A 19,257-nucleotide genomic window follows, 5' to 3' on the forward strand; every position below is an offset into this window, starting at 1 on the left:
TGAGACGTCTTTTTCAGGGTTTAAAAAACAGATTTAAGGTTTTTGGGTTGCTATTGATTTCAATGGCAACCTCTTTTTGTTCTTATGCACAAGAAGAAAATTTAGATGATTTAGATAGTTTAATTGATGAGCTTTTTTTTAATGATCAACAATTTTTAGATGAATTAATAGAAAGCGATTTTTCTTTCAATTTTTTATACACTTCAGTTTCTTACAATAGCAATACTTTTTTTTCTGGGCGAGATTCTGGCACAGATCAATTTAATATAATTCCACAAGTTTCTTACTATCATTCCTCTGGCTTTAACGCAAGTATTTCAGGAATTTATTATCAAAATTTTGAGCCAAGTTGGGATTTTACAAGTGTTTCTTTAGGATATTTTAATTCCTTCGGAAAAAAGAAAAACTTACTTTATAATTTAGGTTATACTAAATATTTTTATTCTGATGGGTATGATGATTTTACCAATTCTTTAGATATTAGTCTAGGTATCAGAAATAAAAAACGAACTTTAGGAACCACGGTTTCTGCATCCTATATTTTTGGTAAAGACAATTCTTACCAAATTATCACTAGTACATTTGCTAATTTTACACTAACAAGAGCAGCTAATTTTGCGTTACGTTTTAGACCTAGCATTAATTTTATTATAGCAAAACAAACTTTAGCAATTAAAAATATAGTTTTTTATAACGGTCAAAGTGTATTACAAACTTTAAATGACAATGTTTTTGATTTACTAAATACACAACTAAATTTTCCTATTTCTTTAACCACAAATTCTTGGGACTTTGAATTGGGTTACAATTTAAACCTGCCAAGAGCAACTGCCACAGAAAGCGATTTGCCAACAACAGGTTTCTTTAATTTATCAGTTGGTTATATGTTTGATTTGAATAAATAAATTAAAAATCTTTTTATTTATAATTATTAATCGTAATATTGCAATAAACAAATTGATATGGGGTTAACTAAATCAGAAATATTTACAGAAGAACAAAATAAAATTGCTGCAATTGCAAAAGTTTTAGGTCATCCTGCTAGAATAGCAATTTTAGAGTTTTTAATTAAACTAAAATCTTGTGTTTGTGGAGATTTGGTAAAAGATATAGGTTTGGCACAACCTACTATTTCTCAGCATTTAAAAGAGTTAAAAAAAGTAGGAATTATAAAAGGTACCATAGATGGCACAAGTGTTTGTTATTGTATAGACCAAGAAAATTGGGATAAAATAAAAAACATTTTAGGTAAATTTTTAAATAAGAATTCAACAGAAAGTTGTTGCTAAAAATATTTTGTCATGTATTCTAATAAATTAGTAAGAAAATATAAGTTGTCAATTACTTGTATATTATTTGTTATTATAACTATAAATGTATCGTGTAGAACTACTGTTTTAAGTACAGTCACGAATATAGAAACTGAAGAATCTAAGCCGAATATACTTTTTATTCTTACTGATGATGCTGGGTATCATGATTATGGCTTTCAGGGTTCTAAAGATTTTAAAACACCTCAAATTGATAGATTGGCTGCTTCTGGAATTTTTTGTACCAATGGCTATGTAAGTGCTTCCGTTTGCGGACCTTCTCGTGCTGGTATATTAACAGGGCGTTATCAGCAACGTTTTGGGTTTTTTATGAATCCAAATGATTCTCAAAACTTGCCTAAAGATGAAACTACTATCGCCGATGCTTTAAAAGAAAATGGGTATAAAACAGGTATAATAGGTAAATGGCACATGGGGTTTGAAGAAAATTTTCATCCTAATGACAGAGGTTTTGATTATTTCTATGGTTTTCTTTCGGGTAATAGAAGTTATTTTCCGCTACCTAAAAAGATGAATAAGAAAAGAAGGTATAAAGATAATCTTCGCCATAATGATAGTATACTGCCAGAAGCATCTATGGATTTTTACACTACAGACCTTTTCACAGATAAGGCAATGGAATTTATGGCAGATAGTCAGAAATCGAAAAAACCGTTCTTTTTATACCTTTCCTATAATGCAATTCATGGACCGCTAAACGCATTACCAGAAGATATTGCGGTTTATAAGGATTTAAAAGATCCTGTTCGAAGAATAACAGGAGGTATGACAGCCTCTTTAGATCGTAGTTTTGGAAAACTTTTAGACTATCTTGAAACCAATGGTTTACGTGAAAATACACTTGTTGTTTGGGTAAATGACAATGGTGGACAAGGCAAAAAAATGCATACCAATAATTGGCCACTTAAAGGTTTCAAAGGGGCAGAAACGGAGGGTGGTATACGTGTGCCTTTTTTGCTAAGTATGCCAAATATTTTACCTGAAAATAAGCGTTATGATTTACCAGTTATTTCTTTAGACTTAATGCCTACGTTTATAAAACTTGCAGGAGGAAACCCATCTGCGAATCCAAAACCTCTTAATGGAGTAAACTTAATGCCTTATTTAAAAGGAGAAAACACAAATTCACCACATGAAATTCTTTTTTGGCAACGCAATGATGCAGCAGTTAGAAAAGGTGATTGGAAACTTATAGATTATGTAACTAAGAATGAATTGCATTTATACAATCTGAAAAAGGATATTGGTGAAAAAATAAATTTAATAGATAAATACCCAGAGATTGCTAAGGAGCTAAAAAAAGAATTAAGTAAATGGCAAAATCAAAATGCACCACGAATGAAATAGTTTTTTATAAAAAAATACTTTAAACAATTTTTTAAATAAGAAGTTGTTACAAAAAATAGAAAGTATAAAACATTCAAAACAACTTAAGTAATATCGTCATTATAAAAAAAAAATAAATATAAAAATATGAAATTATCAGAAATTAAAAATCATTTAAAAGGATTAGAAAAAATAGCGTTTCAATTACCAAACGGAGAATTAGTTCCAAGTCATTTTCATGTTACTGAAGTTGGTAAAATAACAAAAGATTTTATTGATTGCGGAGGTAAAGTAAGAAGTGAAAACGTAATTAATTTTCAACTTTGGGAAGAAAATGATTACGATCACAGGTTGCATCCAGAGAAATTAATAGGCATAATAGAATTATCAGAAAAGATATTTAAGTTTGATGATTTAGAAATTGAAGTAGAATATCAAGGAAAACAAACTATTGGTAAATATAATTTAGATTTTGATGGAACCAACTTCTTATTAACATCTAAAATTACTGCTTGTTTGGCTAAAGATGCATGCGGAATTCCACAAGAAAAACCAAAATTAGAATTTTCGGAAGCTCAAGGTTCTTGTTGTAACCCAGGTTCTGGTTGTTGTTAATTAAATTCTAAAAGCTACTTAAATGAAAGAAATGTGGGAAAGCAGATATTCTGCTGAAGATTATGCTTACGGAATTGAGCCAAATACTTTTTTTAAAGAAACTTTAGAGAAATATAAACTTGAAGGTACTATCTTGTTACCTGCAGAAGGTGAAGGAAGAAATGCTGTTTTTGCTGCAAAAAAAGGTTTAAATGTTCTTGCTTTTGATATTAGTGAAGAAGGTAAAAAAAAAGCATTAAAATTGGCAGCGAAGCAGAATGTTACTATCAATTATAAAGTTGGCGATTTTTTTAATTTAGATATTGTTAATCATAAATATGAATCTGTAGCCTTAATTTTTGCACATTTTCCAGTATCAATTTTGTCGAAATATCATAAAAAGATTGGTGATTTAATAAAACCAAATGGATTGGTTATTTTAGAGGGCTTTAGTAAAAACCATTTAAAACTTAGTGAGAAGAATCCTAGTTTAGGTGGTCCCAAAAATATAGAAGTGCTATTTTCTAAAGAATCCATTCAAAACGATTTTCCCGATTTTGAAATTCTACTGCTCGAAGAAAGTAACGTAAATTTATCCGAAGGAAAATTTCATAACGGAGAATCTAGTGTTATTCGGTTTATTGGTAGAAAAAAAGAAAAGTAAAAAGTATGCTATAAAAATAAAGAGCGATTTAGTTAAAACTAAATCGCTCTTTATTTTTATAAATAGGTGCTAAAATTATTCAAATTCGTGTTTAGAGTTTTCAGAATACGTTCTCCATTTTTCTAAACAATCAACAATATCTTGAGGAATATCTGAATTAAACTGCATAAATTCTCCAGTTTTTGGGTGTGTAAAGCCTAATGTTTTTGCATGTAAAGCTTGTCTTGGCAATACTTTAAAACAGTTTTGTACAAACTGTTTGTATTTGGTAAACGTAGTTCCTTTTAAAATATCATCTCCACCATAACGCTCGTCATTAAAAAGTGTATGACCAATATGTTTAAAATGCGCTCTAATTTGATGCGTTCTTCCGGTTTCTAATTTACATTGTACTAAAGTTACATACGTTAAACGCTCTAAAACTTTAAAATGAGTAACAGCATGTTTACCAAAATCTCCATCAGGAAAAACAGACATTTGTAAACGATTTTTTAAACTACGCCCAATATTACCTTCAATTCTACCTTCGTCTTCTTCTATATTTCCCCAAACTAAGGCGTAATATAAACGTTCTGTAGTTCTGTCAAAAAACTGTCGTGATAAATTTGCCATTGCAAATTCGGTTTTAGCAACTACTAATAAACCGCTGGTATCTTTGTCAATTCTATGCACCAAACCTGGTCTTTCGTTAGAGTTTGAAGGCAAATTTTCTATATGATAAATTAAACCGTTTACCAAAGTGCCAGAATAATTTCCATGACCTGGATGTACAACCATTCCTGCAGGTTTATTTACAACAATAACCGTATCGTCTTCATAAACAATATCTAGAGGAATATCTTCTGCAACTAATAAATTTTCTGCAGGCGGATAAGCCAAAACAACTCTTACAATGTCGTTCGGTTTTACTTTATGATTAGATTTAACAGCAATATCATTCACTAAAACATTGCCTGCTTTTGCCGCTTGTTGAATTTTATTTCTGGTTGCACCTTCTACAAAATTCATTAAAAATTTATCAACTCTTAAAGGTTCTTGACCTTCACTAGCTGTAAATCTATAATGCTCATATAAATCGTCGTTTTCTATATCTTGAGATTGATTTTCTTGCAAAATTTATTGTTTAAGTTTTAAAGTTGAAATTTACTCAACCCAGATAAAAAGGCATTGGTTGAGGTTATTTAATTATTAATTTTTAGCTTTGATAACTGATAAATTAGTTTCTTTCTCCGTCACCTAAAACCAATTCAATTATAGAATTTTTTGGTAGTTTATCATTTGCATTTATAATTTTGTCTTTATGTCTTAAACCTCTAACAACATCTTTGCCAATGTCATTTACGTAGGTAAAATCTGTACCAACAATAAAACCAATTGCTTGTAGTTCAGAAATTGCTTGTCTTTTTGTGCGTCCGTTTAAATCAGGAATTGTAATATCTCTGTATTTTGATGGATTTAAAGTAAGGTATATTTTACGTTTTTCTTTAACAAAGTCTCCTTCTTCTGGATTTTGTTCAATTACAGATTTTTTAGGATAGGTTGGGTTATAACTAGCGCTATCAATAACAATAAAGTCTAAATTTAATTCTTTTAAGGTTCTTTCTGCTTCGGTAATTGTTAATTTATGTAAATCTGGAACCTGAATTTTTTGATCGTGATTTGTAGTAACACCTAACCAAAATTTAAGAAAAAACACAAATATTACCAAACCGATAATAGCAAAAGCTATTTGTTTAAAAAAAGTTTTACTTTTTAAGAACTTAAGAATACTCATTTTTTTAATTTTTTAGAACACGCAAAGATATAAAAACTAAACGTCGTGGATTCTATTAATATTTTGATAAATTTGTTTTTCTTATTTTACATTGATGAAAAAAAATATAGCTATTGTAATGGGTGGTTTCTCATCCGAAGTAAACATTTCTTTAAAAAGCGGAAATGTAGTTTTTAAGCATTTAGACAGAAAAAAATATACTCCTTATAGAGTTCATATTTTAAAAGAAAAATGGGTTGCTTTAGATGATGAATCTAAAGAATATCCTATTGATAAGAATAATTTTTCTTTTGTTATTGATAGTAAATCGGTAACTTTTGATTGTGTTTTTAATGCAATTCATGGAAATCCTGGAGAAAACGGAGAATTACTTGCCTATTTTAATTTAGTAGGATTAAAACATACTTCTGCGCCTTATTATCAAATGGCGCTAACATTTAACAAACGAGATACGTTAAGTGTGGTAAAAGAATATGGCATTAAAACAGCAACTTCTGTATACTTAAATAAAGGTGATGTTATTAATACCGATAAAATTATTGCCAAAGTTGGTTTGCCTTGTTTTATAAAACCAAATAACGCGGGTTCTAGTTACGGTATTTCTAAAGCTTATAATAAAGAAGAAATTTTAAAAGGAATTGAAGTTGCTTATAAAGAAGATTCAGAAATTTTAATTGAGTCTTTTTTAGACGGACGAGAAGTTTCTGTTGGCGTTATTCAATATAAAGGAGCTATAAAAGTGTTGCCAATTACAGAAATTGTTACAGAAAATGATTTCTTTGACTATGAAGCAAAATACGAAGGAAAATCGCACGAAATTACGCCTGCACAAATTTCATCCGAAGAAAAAATTAAAATAGAAGCAATTGCAGAAAAAGTGTATAAGGTTTTAAATATGTCTGGTTTTTCTAGATCAGAATATATTTTGGTAAATGGCGAACCTCATTTTTTAGAAATGAATACCGTGCCGGGTTTAACAGAAGCTAGCATTTTACCACAACAAGCACAAGTTGCCGGAATTTCTTTATCTGAGTTATTTGAAAATGCTATTGAGAGTGCTTGTGAATAGCATCAGGATAATCTTGAAATAAGAAACAAGACTTAACTTTAGTTAGATTTGAAAGTCGTGTTTCATAATTCAAAAATATCAAAACATCAAGTAAATTAAAATTTAATAGTAAGTTAGCATAAAAAGTAGTAATTCTTGAATCTAAAAAGTCTTGAATCCAAATTTTTTAAAAACAAAATCATATGAAAAGAGCAATTTTTCCAGGATCATTTGATCCAATAACATTAGGTCATTTTGATATTATAGAACGAGGTGTAAAATTGTTTGATGAATTAATTATTGCAATTGGTATTAATGCAGATAAAAATTACATGTTTACCTTAGAAGAGCGTAAAAAATTTATTGAAGATTGTTTTAAAGACGAACCAAAAATAAAAGTTCTTACATATCAAGGCTTAACCGTAAATTTTTGCGAAGAACAAAATGCTAATTTTATTTTAAGAGGTTTAAGAAATCCAGCAGATTTTGAGTTCGAAAAAGCAATTGCACATACAAATAGAAAATTATCAGAAGTAGAAACTGTTTTTTTATTAACATCTTCAGGAAAAAGCTTTATTTCATCGTCTATTGTTAGAGATGTTATTAGAAATAAAGGAGATTATACAGGTTTAGTTCCAGAATCAGTTATCGTTAAATAAATAATTAAATGAAAAATATTTTAAAGCAAATTTTCTTTTTTTCTTTCTTTTTTCTGATGATTTCTTGTGATAACTCATCTAAAGAAAACACAGATTTTACTACACTTTTCGAAAAATCTAACGGAACAGAAACTCCTGAATATAAAGATGTAATTACATATTATAAAAAGTTATCAGAAGCATATAATCAAATTTCATTATTTTCTTTTGGACAAACAGATTCTGGCGAACCTTTGCATCTGGCAGTCTATAACAGCGAAGGTATTTTTAATGTTGATGAAATTAAAAATTCTCTAAAAAACAGAATTCTAATTAATAACGGAATTCATCCTGGAGAATCTGACGGAATTGATGCCTCAATGATGTTGTTAAGAGATATTGTACAAAACGACTCTTTACAAGAAAAATATAAAAATTCGATTATTTGCGTAATTCCTGTTTACAATATTGGCGGATCTTTAAATAGAAATTCGCATTCTAGAGCCAATCAAAACGGGCCTAAAGAATACGGGTTTAGAGGAAACGCAAGAAATTACGATTTAAATAGAGATTTTATAAAACAAGACACAAAAAACGCAGCTGCTTTTGCAGCTATTTTTCATGCCGTAAATCCAGATGTTTTTGTAGATAATCATGTAAGTAATGGCGCAGATTATCAATATGCAATTACGCATTTATTTACGCAGCACAATAAATTAGGAGGTAATTTAGGTATGTTTTTACAAAACGAAATGCAATCTCAAATAGAAGAATCTTTAGAGAAAAAAGACATTATAATTACGCCTTATGTAAATGTTTGGGGCACAACGCCAGAAGCTGGTTTTTCTCAGTTTTTCGATTCGCCAAGGTATTCTACAGGTTACACAACGCTCTTTAATACGTTGGGTTTAATGGTAGAAACGCACATGTTAAAACCTTATAAAATTAGAGTAGAACAAACCTATGAATTGCTATTTTCTGTTTTTGATGTTACAGAAGAAAAATCAAAAAAAATAAAAGAGTTGCGTTTAAATGCTTCGGATAAAATTTTAGCTAAAAAAACATATCCAATTCAGTTTAAAGTTGATAAAGAAGCATACAGAGATTTGTCTTTTAAAGGCTACGAAGGCGAAATAATTGATAGTAAAGTGACCAACGGAAAAAGATTATTTTACGATAGAAATAAACCTTTTGAAAAAGTGGTGAAATATTATGATGAATTTGTAGCAACGAAAGAAATTACGATTCCGAAAGCCTATATTTTACAGCAAGGTTGGCACAACGTTATTGATCGATTAAAAAACAATCATATAGAATTTACTCGTTTTAAAAAAGATACAATAATTACTGTTGAGGTAAATCATATTAAAGACTTTAAAACATCAAAAACGCCTTATGAAGGTCATTACTTGCATTCAAAAACTACTGTAACTTCAACATTAGCAAAAATCAACTTTAAAAAGGGCGATATTTATATTGATACCAATCAGAACGGCGTTCGGTATCTAATAGAAACACTAGAAGCAGCAGCAACAGATTCGTTTTTTAATTGGAACTTTTTCGATACAGTTTTACAGAAAAAAGAAGGGTATTCTGCCTATGTTTTTGAAGATGTTGCAGCACAAATTTTAGCAGAAAAACCAGCAATAAAAAAAGCATTTGAAAATAAATTAACTTCGGATGAAGATTTTGCTAAAAACCCGAGAATGCAATTAGATTTTATCTATAAAAATTCTCCGTATTATGAAGATGCACATTTACGTTTGCCAGTTTTTAAAATTTTCTAAATTATATTTTTTTGATGAAATCTTTTCTTTGTTCCGTTTTCTTAATTATTTTGGTGAGTTGCAATAACACATCAGAAGTAGCCAAAAAAGACCTAAAAGAAATTGCAAAAGAAATTATGATTAGTGCAAAAAACTGCGCATTAATTACAGTAGATTCTTTGGGTGTTGCACATGCAAGAACTATGGATCCTTTTTTGCCAGAAGAAGATTTTACTGTTTGGTTGGGTACAAATTCTAAGAGTTTAAAAGTGCGCCAAATTAAACAAAACAAGTTGGTTACTTTATATTATTTTGATGCAAAAAATGTAAGTTATGTAACCTTGCAAGGTGTTGCACATATTGTAAATACTCAAAAAGAAAAAGAAAAATTTTGGAAAAATGAGTGGGAAAATTTTTATAAGAACAAAGCAACAGATTATATGTTGATAAAGTTTATACCCAACAAAGCAACAATAATTAGCGAAAAATATAACATTTTGGGTGACTCGATTTCTTGGGAAACGCCAATAATTAAATTTTAAAAATGAATAAGATAGCAATAGTTTTTTTAATGCTAATTTCGACCTTATTAATAACAGGATGTAAAGCAATACAGAAAGAAAATTATTCTTTTTATGTAGGTACTTATACAAAAACAACATCTAAAGGGATTTATAAATACGCAATTTCATCAGAAGGAGAGCTCAAAAAAATAGCTTTGGTTGCCGAAACTATAAACCCTACTTTTTTAGCAAAATCAAAAGACAATAAAACACTTTTTGCAGTAGGAGAAACCAATGAAAACGGATCAGGTTTTGTTAAATCTTTTAAAATTGAAAATGATTCTTTATTATTAATAAGCAAAGAAGAAAGTGGTGGCGCTGGACCTTGTTTTGTGGCTTTAAATGATGATAATTATATTGTAACTGCAAATTATGGTGGTGGAAATGTAGGTTTATTAAAAACGGATACATCAGGCAAATTATCTAGTTTATTAAATGTGCAACAACATTTTGGCAAAGGATCTACAAATAGACAAAAAGCACCTCATGCACATTCTGCTTGGTTTTATCCAACAAAAAACGAATTAATTTCTGTAGATTTAGGTACAAATCAATTATGGTTTTCTACAATTGATAAAGAAAAAAACGAGTTGGTTTTAACAAATCAGAAAACATTAAAAATGGCAGAAGGAGCAGGGCCAAGACATTTAACTTTTCACCCTAATAATAAATGGATGTATGTTTTAAACGAACTAAATAATACGGTTTCTTTGGTAAAAGAAAAAGACAAAAATTACTTTATTGCATCTTCAGTTTCTTTGCTTCCAGCAGATTTTAAATCATATAGTAAAGCTGCAGATATTCATATTACAAAAGATGGTAAATTTTTATACGCTTCAAACCGTGGGCATGAATCTATTGTTATTTACAAGGTAAATCAAAAAGATGGAACCTTAAAAACTATTGGGTTTCAGGATGTTTTAGGTAAAAGTCCGCGTAACTTTTCATTATCGCCAAATGAAGAATTTTTAGTAGTAGCTAATCAAGATACAGACAATATTATTTCTTTTAAACGAAACGCTAAAACCGGATTATTAACTTTTGTAAGTGAAATTGCAGCTCCAATGCCAGTTTGTATTTTGTTTTAATCAAAGAGCGATTGCCAAGGTGTTAATTCCCCAAGGCTTTTCGAGAAATGTAAGATATTTGTATTGTAAGTACACCTCGTACGCTTACATTGAATTTGTTAATTTTTCTGTGGACATTTTACCGCAAAGACACAAAAGTTCTTTTTTAAGATTTCTGGTTCTTGGTTTTAAAGGAAAAGCGATGTTTTGTCTTTTATTATATATTAATGAATTCTATTTAAACATAGTAGTATAATGTTTAGTTTTTTAGTTTAAATTGAATAGAATTTTCTTTTTTATAATTCAAATTCAATTCCGTAACTTGTAGCATTAAAATTTAAATAAGTGAGTAAAAATTTAACAATTAATGGAAAAGTGTACACTGTTGATGTACAGGATGATATGCCTCTTTTGTGGGCAATTAGAGATATTGTTGGTTTAACAGGTACAAAATTTGGCTGTGGAGCTGGTGAATGTGGATCTTGTTCTGTTATAATTGATGGAGCTCTTACAAAATCTTGTAGCATGCCAGTTTCCTACGGAGTTGGAAAAGAAATTTTTACGATAGAAGGATCATCAGAAAATCTAGAATATTTACGTGAAGCTTGGAATGATGGTAATGTGCCACAATGTGGCTTTTGTCAATCTGGTCAATTAATGGCAGCAACTTCTTTGTTAGATAAAATAGAAAATCCTACGGATGAAGATATTGATCTTGCCATGAGCAATAATATTTGTAGATGTGGAACATATTCTAGAATTAAAAAAGCAATTCATAAAGCTGTTGCACTTAAAAATGAATCATTATGAGTAACATACAGCAAATAAATCGTAGAGATTTTGTAAAATTATTTGGCTTAGCAACAGGAGGGCTTCTTTTAGGATGTAATATTTCATCTGGTAAAAAAGATTTTATTCCGCATACAAATGGCACTTTAGCGCCTAACTTATTTGTGCAAATTCAAAAAGATGGAACTGTTATTTTAATAGCTTCTCGTTCTGAAATGGGACAAGGAATTAGAACTTCTTTAGCATCCGCAATTGCGGATGAATTAGAAGCCGATTGGAAATATATTACTGTAAAACAAGCAACAGGAGATGCCAAATACGGCAATCAAAATACAGATGGTTCACGAAGTGTAAGAACGTTGTTAGCACCAATGCGTAAAATGGGTGCAGTTGCAAAAGCAATGTTAGTTACAGCTGCTGCAAAAAAATGGAAGGTTGCAGAAACTGATTGTATTGCAAAAAATCACTTTATAATTAATACAAAAAATAACGATAAAATTTTCTTTGGTGATTTGGTTGATGATGCTGTTAAAGTTACCATTCCAGATGAAGAAACTATTAAACTAAAAAAAGTAGCAGACTTTAAATTTATAGGTAAAACCTTAAAAAGTGTAGATTTAAAAGATTTTACAAATGGTACGGCAACTTACGGTAATGATGTTAGAATTCCTGATATGAAATTTGCTGCAATTGCAAGGTGTCCTGTAACTTTTGGAACCGTAAAAAGTTTTGATAGTACAGATGCAGAGAAAACGCCAGGTGTAGAAAAAGTTTTTCAGTTAGATAGAATGGAACCTCCAACTGGTAAGTTTTATGGCGCCTTAGGTGGCGTTGCAGTAATTGCAAATAATACTTGGGCTGCTTTTCAAGGAAAATTAAACTTAGATATTGAATGGAATTATGGTAAAAATCATTCTTTTGATTCAGAAAAATTTAAAGAAATACTTACCAAAAGAGTTAAAGAAAAAGGAAAATCAGTTCCTGGTAATTCTGGAGATGTAGATGATGCTTTTGAAATTGCAGAAAAAACAATAGAAGCAACCTACTATGTTCCGTTTTTAGCGCATACGCCAATGGAAGTGCCAAACGCTACAGCTTGGTATCAAAAAAATAAAATAGAAGTTTGGGCACCTTTACAAGATCCGCAAACGGCAAGAGCAGAACTTGCGTATTTTTTTGAAGTTCCTTTAGAAAGTATTACTATAAATGTTACTTTTTTAGGTGGTGGTTTTGGGCGTAAATCAAAATCTGATTTTGTGGTTGAAGCCGTTGCTTTATCCAAAGAAATAAAAGCACCTGTACAAGTAGTTTGGACCCGTGAAGATGATATTCAAAATAGTTATTATCATGCTACAAGTACACAATATTTAAAAGGTTCTTTAGATAAAAATGGTCAAGTAACTGGTTGGTTGCAAAGAGTTGCATTTCCTTCAATTGGCTCTACCTTTAAACCATTGTCTGAATATGCTGGGGGTTTTGAGCTTAATCAAGGATTTACAAATAATCCTTACAATTTAGCTAACTTTAGTTTAGAAAACGCAAAAGCAGAAGCAAATTTAAGAATTGGTTGGATGCGTTCTGTAGTTCATATTCATAGCGGTTTTGGTAATAATTCTTTTGTAGATGAATTAGCATTTGTTGCTAAAAAAGATCCAATTAAATTTCATTTAGATTTAATTGGAGAAGATAGAGTTATTGAAGGTAGATCTGAGTTTCCGTATGATTCTAAACGAATGAAAGCCGTTTTAAAAAATACCGCTAAAATTTCTAATTGGGGCAAAGAACTTCCTGAGAATCATGGACTAGGAGTGGCGATTCATTATAGTTTTTACAGTTATGTAGCCACCATTGTAGAGGTTTCTGTTGTAAATGAAAAAGTAAAAGTAGAAAATGTTTGGACAACCATAGATTGTGGTTTGGCATTAAACAAAGACAATATTAAAAATCAATTAGAAGGTGCTGCTATTTTTGGAATGTCTTTAGCTTTGTACGGAAAAATTTCTGTAAAAGAAGGAGCCGTTGAGCAACAAAATTTCTTTGATTACCAAATGACAAGAATGAAAGATGCACCAAAGATTCATGTAGATATTATAGATGCTATGGATAAACATCCTACAGGTGTTGGTGAACCTGGCGTTCCTGTAATGGCGCCTGCTATTTGTAATGCTATTTTTAATGCGACTGGTAAAAGAGTTAGAAGCTTACCTTTGTCGGATTTTGGGATGGTTTAAAACTACATATAACAAATAAAGAAAGTAGGAGTGTGTTGGTAACAACACGTTATGATAAAAACTAGATACTCCTACTACCTTCTTTATAAGTAGTTATTCCTTTTTTTAATACGCGTTTTAATTTTACCGAAGGTTGGTAATTTACATGGTACTTTTTAATATTTCGTTTTGGGGATAAGAGTTTTGGGTCTTCTTCTGCCGTGCATTGAAACCCCATTTTAAACTTGCCTACAGCACCCAAGTCTACAATATTACCTTCTTGTAAATAAAAATCTAACTTTTTACCAAGCGCAATTAATACAGCTTGCACATCTACACTATGTAAACTACATTCATTGCTAATTACATTGCTAATGGTTTCTAAATCTACAGTGCCTGTAGTAACGGCTTGCATAATGTATTGTTCTTTTTTGTTTTGTATGCTATTGCTTCTTTTGGTGATTCTGTAACGTATTGCCATTCTTTTCTAGATTTTATTTTGTACCTTTATTTTTTGCTGCCAAATCTAATCGTACAGCTTCTTTGTACCTCTTTTGTAAAAATACTACATTTTTTAAAAAATTATACTAGTATATTCTTAAAAATATATTAGTATATCTGTGCAATTATACTAGTATAATTACAAAGTTAATACGTGTGCGTGTTGTAAAAGTATCTATACTTTGATAAAATAGATAGGTATGTTTGATAAAGTTGATGAGGGTGTAGTTTGTACTTAGAGTCTAACCTTGATATCGCTGATTTGCAATCCGTGAATACCTGATGTTGTCGCGGATTTGCAACTTGATAGCGCGGATTTGTAATCCGTGAATACTAAATCTCTATATCAAGTAGCTAGTTAAAAAATAAAACTTAAATTGTAATAAAAAAACAATGTCAACTAAATATAAAGCAACCATGACAGATACAGGCTATTTTGTAACTATTACAATTGTAGGTTGGGTAGATGTTTTTACGAGGTTAAAGCAACGCTACATAATTATTAATGCTTTAAATTATTGCCAAAAAGAAAAAGGTTTAGAAATTTATGCATATTGCATTATGCCAAGCCATGTACACATGTTATGTAAGGCAAATGAAGGATATTTATTATCTAATATTATGCGAGATTTTAAAAAATTTACATCAAAAAAAATAATAGATACTATTATAAATTATCCTGAAAGTAGACGTGAATGGTTATTAGATTTTTTTAAGAATGCTTGTAAACATTTAAATAGAAAACAAACCTATAAAGTATGGCAAGATGGCTATCATGCAGAAATATGTAATTCTAATACTTTTATAAAACAAAAATTAAATTATATCCATAACAACCCTGTAATTGATAAAATTGTAGCAAATCCAGAAGATTATATGTTTAGTTCTGCTCGTAATTATGCAGATTTAGATAGTGAATTAGACGTTGTTGTTTTAAATGTTTTTTAATCTTGATGTCGCGAATTTGCAATCCGTGAATACTACATGTCTATATCAAATATTTCCTCGAAAGATGATGTGTTTAGCTCCTCTCGTAATTATGCAGACTTAGATGTTATTTTTTTAAAAGTTTTTTAAGTTGTTTAATTCTTACAGTTGTGGGCACGGATTACAAATCCGCGCTATCGGTTTTTAAATGTTTTTTAACTTGATGTCGCGGATTTGCAATCCGTGAATATTACATGTCTATATCAAATATTTCCTCGAAAGATGATGTGTTTAGCTCCGCTCGTAATTATGCAGATCTAGATGTTATTGTTTTAAATGTTTTTTAAGTTGTTTAATTCTTACAGTTGTGGGCACGGATTACAAATCCGCGCTATCGGGGAGTTTTTATTGCTTCTGCTAAATGTTTTTTATTGAAAAGGATTTTATGCAGTATCCTTAATAATTTGTAAATTCGTTTATACTATTTTTAGTACTTTACTTAGCTATGAATAAAATTATAAATGTAACTTGTGCTATCATCAGTTTTAAGGATAAAACTTTAGCTGTTCAGAGAAGTGAAACAATGAAACTTCCTTTGAAATGGGAATTTGCTGGAGGTAAAATAGAAGTTGGAGAATCTGAAATTGATTGCATTAAAAGAGAAATCTTAGAAGAGTTAAACATTCAAATAGAAGTCAAAGAAAGATTGACTTCGGTAGTTCATCAATATCCTAATTTTAAGATAAAACTAATACCTTTTATAGCGGAATATATTAAAGGAGAATTGAAATTGAGAGAACATTCAGATTTTGTATTAGCCAATAAAAAAGAAATGCTAAATTTAGATTGGGCAGAAGCAGATGTGCCAATTTTAAAAGAATATATGAAGCTATGAATAAAGGAATATACGAAGAGTTAATAACACAACTTATTAATGATAAACTAAATGAAATAGATAAGGACAAGTTTTTTTTAAAGAAAAATTTAATTGATAAAGAAGAAGCTTCTGGTATTCTATCTAAACATTTATCTAAAACGGTTAAGCAAGCTTTTGATTTAATTAAAGGTCAAAACAAGGTAGAGGAACAAATAAAAATAGCTAATAAAATAATTAAGCTACTTAAGCAGGAATTAAAAAAACAAGATTTTGATGAAGACTTGGTTCATGTTGAAGGAGAAATTTTAAAAGCTGTTTTTTCTAAAACTGATGCCCACTTTTCAAATTTAGATTTGCACCTCAAAGAAATAACACCTTATACAACTTTAACACAAAGCGAATTATTTACTGGTGGAAATGGTGGTTTATCTCTAGAAAGTGAGCTTAAAAAAGAAATACTTTCTTCTGATAAAATCAATCTATTAGTTTCTTTCATAAAGTTCAAAGGAATAATAATTCTTGAAAAAGAATTAAGAGAATTTACAGAACGAGGAGGAGAACTAAATGTAATCACGACAACTTATATTGGTGCAACAGATTATAAAGCCGTTCAATTACTTGCTAAGCTACCAAATACCAAGGTTAAAATATCTTACAATACTTCAAACGAAAGATTGCATGCAAAAGCCTACTTATTTTACAGAAATACTGGCTTTCATACTGCTTATATTGGTTCTTCAAATTTTTCAAGGTCTGCTTTAACTGATGGTTTAGAATGGAATTTAAAAGTGACAACTAAAGAAGTTAGCCATATAATTGATAAGTTTCAGAAAACATTTGATGCATATTGGCAAAGTAATGATTTCGAATTATTTAACGATTCTATTCATAAAGAGAAACTTCAAGATGCATTAAAGCAAAGTAAGTTTAGTAAGCCTTATGAGAATACAACTGCCTTTTTTGATATCAAACCATTTCCTTATCAAAAGGAAGTTTTAGAAAAATTAGAAGTAGAAAGAACAGTACACAAAAGATTTAGAAATCTTGTTGTTGCAGCAACTGGAACTGGGAAAACGGTAATTTCTGCTTTTGATTATAAGAGATTCAAACAAAATAATGAATCTTCAAAACTATTATTCTTAGCACATCGAAAAGAGATATTACAAAAATCACATTCAACTTTTCAAGGTGTTTTAAAAAATAATAATATTGGTGAATTATGGGTAGATGGACAAGTTCCTGATAATTTCGAATGTGTATTTGCATCTGTTCAAACAGTCAATAATCAAATTGAAAATGTAAACATATCTGCAGATTACTATGATTATATAATTATTGATGAATGTCATCATCAAAAAGCAAAAAGTTATAGGTCAATAATTAATTATTTCAAACCTAAAATACTTCTTGGCCTTACAGCAACTCCGGAAAGAATGGATGGTGGAGATATTTTAGAAGATTTTGACAACAAAATTGCAGCAGAAATTAGATTACCTGAAGCAATGAATAAAAAATTGCTTTGCCCTTTTCAATATTTTGGAATTACAGATAGTATCGATTTATCAAATGTTAAATGGGTTAAAGGAAGGTATGTAGCAAGTGAATTAACAGATGTTTACACTGTAAATGACAGAAGAGTTCGCGAAATTATTGATGCATTAGATAAGTATACAAAAGATGTAAATGATGTTAGAGCATTAGGATATTGTGTTTCAATGGAACATGCCAAATACATGTCAGAAAAATTTACTTTAGCAGGATTAAAAGCGGATTTTTTAACAAGTAACAATAGTAAAGACAGAGTTCATATTCGTAAAAAGCTAGAGAAGAAGGAAATTAATTATTTGTTTGTCGTTGATATTTTTAATGAAGGGATTGATATTCCTGAAATAGATACTTTACTATTTTTAAGACCAACAGAAAGCCTAACTATATTTTTGCAACAATTAGGAAGAGGTTTAAGGTTATTTGAAGAAAAAGATTGCTTAACCGTTTTAGATTTTGTTGGAAATTCTAGACCAGAGTATAATTTTGAAAGTAAGTTTAGAGCATTAATAGGTAAAACAAATACTACTGTTGTTAAAGAAGTTGAGGATAATTTTCCTCACTTACCATTAGGGTGCTCAATAGTTTTAGAGAAAAAGACTAAAGAAACGATTCTTAAAAATATTTCTGCTGCAACATCATTAAATAAAAATAAATTAATTCAAAGAATTCAGCAATTTCAACATGATACTGATTTATCACTAACCATTGGAAATTTTAGTGCCTTTTACAATATACCATTGCAATCAATTTACAAAAGAAATAGTTGGAAAAGACTATGTCAACTTGCAGGTAAAATAAATGATTTTGATTCTAAAAATGAAAAACCAATTATTTCAGCAATCTCAAATAAGTGGCTTTCTACAAATTCGTTGAGCTATTTTACTTTTATTTTAAAAATTGCAAAACAAAATTTCGCTATAAATATTTCTGAATTTAATTCGAATGAAAAAACAATGCTCTTAATGTTGCATTATGATGTTTGGCAAAAAGAAGGAGGATTTGATTCATTAGAAGAAAGCATAAAGGCAATTGGTTTGAATACAATTTTAGTTGAAGAAATAACAGAAGTTCTTGAGGTGTTAATTGAAAACATAGACTTTAAAGAACTACCTATTGAACTTCCTTATCAACAACCATTGAAATTACATAGTCGCTACACTAGAGACCAAATTTTAGTTGCTTTTAAGTTTAGTAGTTTCGAAAAAAAATCATCTAACAGAGAAGGAACTGCTGAAAACAAAGATTTGAATACAGAAGTGTTGTTTATCAATCTTATTAAAACAGAAGAAAATTTTTCACCAACAACCATGTATAATGATTATGCTGTAACTGAGTCTTTATTTCATTGGCAAACTCAAAATCCAGCAAGACCAGATTTAGGCAAGGGTTTATCTTACATAAACCATAAAAAAACAAAAAAAAGAATATTACTTTTTGTTAGAGAAAAAGCTATAAATGAGTTTGGTAAAAGTTTAGGGTTTATTTTTATTGGAGAAGGAAATTTAAAAGATCATAGAGGTTCTAAACCAATGAGTATTAATTGGGAGCTTCAAGAACCGATGCCTCATTATTTATGGAAGGATGCAGCCAAATTATCAATTGGTTAATTATTTGTGCTAATAAAAGTGTAAAAT

At 29.7% G+C, this 19,257-nt stretch carries 18 protein-coding genes; 15 read left to right on the top strand and 3 right to left on the bottom strand.

Annotated features, from left to right (window positions below):
- The first annotated feature begins 62 nt into the window (after positions 1–62).
- The 5 genes from BLT70_RS17390 to BLT70_RS03795 all read left to right on the top strand — a co-directional run bounded on the left by BLT70_RS17390 (position 63) and on the right by BLT70_RS03795 (position 3,915).
- Positions 63–905, top strand: coding sequence for a hypothetical protein (locus BLT70_RS17390; RefSeq protein ID WP_231962810.1), 843 nt, complete (start codon positions 63–65; stop codon positions 903–905).
- 57 nt (positions 906–962) lie between these two features.
- Positions 963–1,289, top strand: a complete 327-nt coding sequence (locus BLT70_RS03780; protein ID WP_091891767.1) for a helix-turn-helix transcriptional regulator — start codon at positions 963–965, stop codon at positions 1,287–1,289.
- A gap of 12 nt (positions 1,290–1,301) precedes the next feature.
- Positions 1,302–2,678, top strand: coding sequence for a sulfatase (locus BLT70_RS03785; protein ID WP_091891769.1), 1,377 nt, complete (start codon positions 1,302–1,304; stop codon positions 2,676–2,678).
- Between the two features lie 126 nt (positions 2,679–2,804).
- On the top strand, positions 2,805–3,272 hold the full coding sequence (locus BLT70_RS03790; RefSeq protein ID WP_091891772.1) for a DUF6428 family protein: 468 nt from the start codon (positions 2,805–2,807) through the stop codon (positions 3,270–3,272).
- 22 nt (positions 3,273–3,294) lie between these two features.
- Complete coding sequence (locus BLT70_RS03795; protein WP_091891774.1) at positions 3,295–3,915, top strand: bifunctional 2-polyprenyl-6-hydroxyphenol methylase/3-demethylubiquinol 3-O-methyltransferase UbiG; 621 nt, start codon at positions 3,295–3,297, stop codon at positions 3,913–3,915.
- 75 nt (positions 3,916–3,990) lie between these two features.
- Here BLT70_RS03795 and BLT70_RS03800 read toward each other — a convergent pair whose 3' ends face one another.
- The gene (locus BLT70_RS03800; RefSeq protein WP_091891777.1) at positions 3,991–5,028 is read right to left on the bottom strand and encodes an RluA family pseudouridine synthase; all 1,038 of its coding nucleotides are present in this window, start codon (positions 5,026–5,028) and stop codon (positions 3,991–3,993) included.
- Between the two features lie 103 nt (positions 5,029–5,131).
- A complete protein-coding gene (locus BLT70_RS03805) occupies positions 5,132–5,689 on the bottom strand; it encodes a PASTA domain-containing protein (protein WP_091891780.1) in 558 nt (185 codons plus the stop codon).
- Positions 5,690–5,783: 94 nt separating this feature from the next.
- On the opposite strand from BLT70_RS03805, the gene BLT70_RS03810 reads away from it, so the two are divergent.
- The 7 genes from BLT70_RS03810 to BLT70_RS03840 all read left to right on the top strand — a co-directional run bounded on the left by BLT70_RS03810 (position 5,784) and on the right by BLT70_RS03840 (position 13,791).
- Positions 5,784–6,758: a D-alanine--D-alanine ligase gene (locus BLT70_RS03810; RefSeq protein WP_091891782.1), complete on the top strand. Its 975-nt coding sequence runs from the start codon at positions 5,784–5,786 to the stop codon at positions 6,756–6,758.
- A 182-nt stretch (positions 6,759–6,940) separates the two neighbouring features.
- Positions 6,941–7,396: a pantetheine-phosphate adenylyltransferase gene (gene coaD / locus BLT70_RS03815; RefSeq protein WP_091891785.1), complete on the top strand. Its 456-nt coding sequence runs from the start codon at positions 6,941–6,943 to the stop codon at positions 7,394–7,396.
- A gap of 8 nt (positions 7,397–7,404) precedes the next feature.
- Complete coding sequence (locus tag BLT70_RS03820; protein WP_091891788.1) at positions 7,405–9,162, top strand: M14 family metallopeptidase; 1,758 nt, start codon at positions 7,405–7,407, stop codon at positions 9,160–9,162.
- 53 nt (positions 9,163–9,215) lie between these two features.
- A complete protein-coding gene (locus BLT70_RS03825; RefSeq protein WP_231962812.1) occupies positions 9,216–9,683 on the top strand; it encodes a pyridoxamine 5'-phosphate oxidase family protein in 468 nt (155 codons plus the stop codon).
- 2 nt (positions 9,684–9,685) lie between these two features.
- On the top strand, positions 9,686–10,792 hold the full coding sequence (locus tag BLT70_RS03830; protein ID WP_091891793.1) for a lactonase family protein: 1,107 nt from the start codon (positions 9,686–9,688) through the stop codon (positions 10,790–10,792).
- A gap of 324 nt (positions 10,793–11,116) precedes the next feature.
- A complete protein-coding gene (locus tag BLT70_RS03835; protein ID WP_091891795.1) occupies positions 11,117–11,581 on the top strand; it encodes a (2Fe-2S)-binding protein in 465 nt (154 codons plus the stop codon).
- Positions 11,578–13,791: a xanthine dehydrogenase family protein molybdopterin-binding subunit gene (locus BLT70_RS03840; protein WP_091891798.1), complete on the top strand. Its 2,214-nt coding sequence runs from the start codon at positions 11,578–11,580 to the stop codon at positions 13,789–13,791. Before BLT70_RS03835 ends, BLT70_RS03840 begins: the two co-directional genes overlap by 4 nt.
- Positions 13,792–13,852: 61 nt before the next feature.
- Here BLT70_RS03840 and BLT70_RS03845 read toward each other — a convergent pair whose 3' ends face one another.
- A complete protein-coding gene (locus tag BLT70_RS03845; RefSeq protein WP_091891801.1) occupies positions 13,853–14,251 on the bottom strand; it encodes a DNA-binding protein in 399 nt (132 codons plus the stop codon).
- Between the two features lie 413 nt (positions 14,252–14,664).
- Between BLT70_RS03845 and BLT70_RS03850 the strand changes: the two genes are divergently transcribed.
- The 3 genes from BLT70_RS03850 to BLT70_RS03860 all read left to right on the top strand — a co-directional run bounded on the left by BLT70_RS03850 (position 14,665) and on the right by BLT70_RS03860 (position 19,230).
- The gene (locus BLT70_RS03850; protein ID WP_091891804.1) at positions 14,665–15,219 is read left to right on the top strand and encodes a transposase; all 555 of its coding nucleotides are present in this window, start codon (positions 14,665–14,667) and stop codon (positions 15,217–15,219) included.
- A 484-nt stretch (positions 15,220–15,703) separates the two neighbouring features.
- Positions 15,704–16,093 (top strand): (deoxy)nucleoside triphosphate pyrophosphohydrolase, encoded by a 390-nt coding sequence (locus tag BLT70_RS03855; protein WP_172824380.1) that lies wholly within the window; start codon positions 15,704–15,706, stop codon positions 16,091–16,093.
- Positions 16,090–19,230 carry a DUF3427 domain-containing protein gene (locus BLT70_RS03860; protein ID WP_091891807.1) on the top strand — a complete coding sequence of 1,047 codons (3,141 nt, stop codon included), beginning with the start codon at positions 16,090–16,092 and terminating at the stop codon, positions 19,228–19,230. The genes BLT70_RS03855 and BLT70_RS03860 overlap by 4 nt, the downstream gene beginning before the upstream one ends.
- Positions 19,231–19,257: the final 27 nt, after the last annotated feature.

The sequence above is a fragment of the Polaribacter sp. KT25b genome (genome assembly GCF_900105145.1).
Classification (GTDB): domain Bacteria; phylum Bacteroidota; class Bacteroidia; order Flavobacteriales; family Flavobacteriaceae; genus Polaribacter.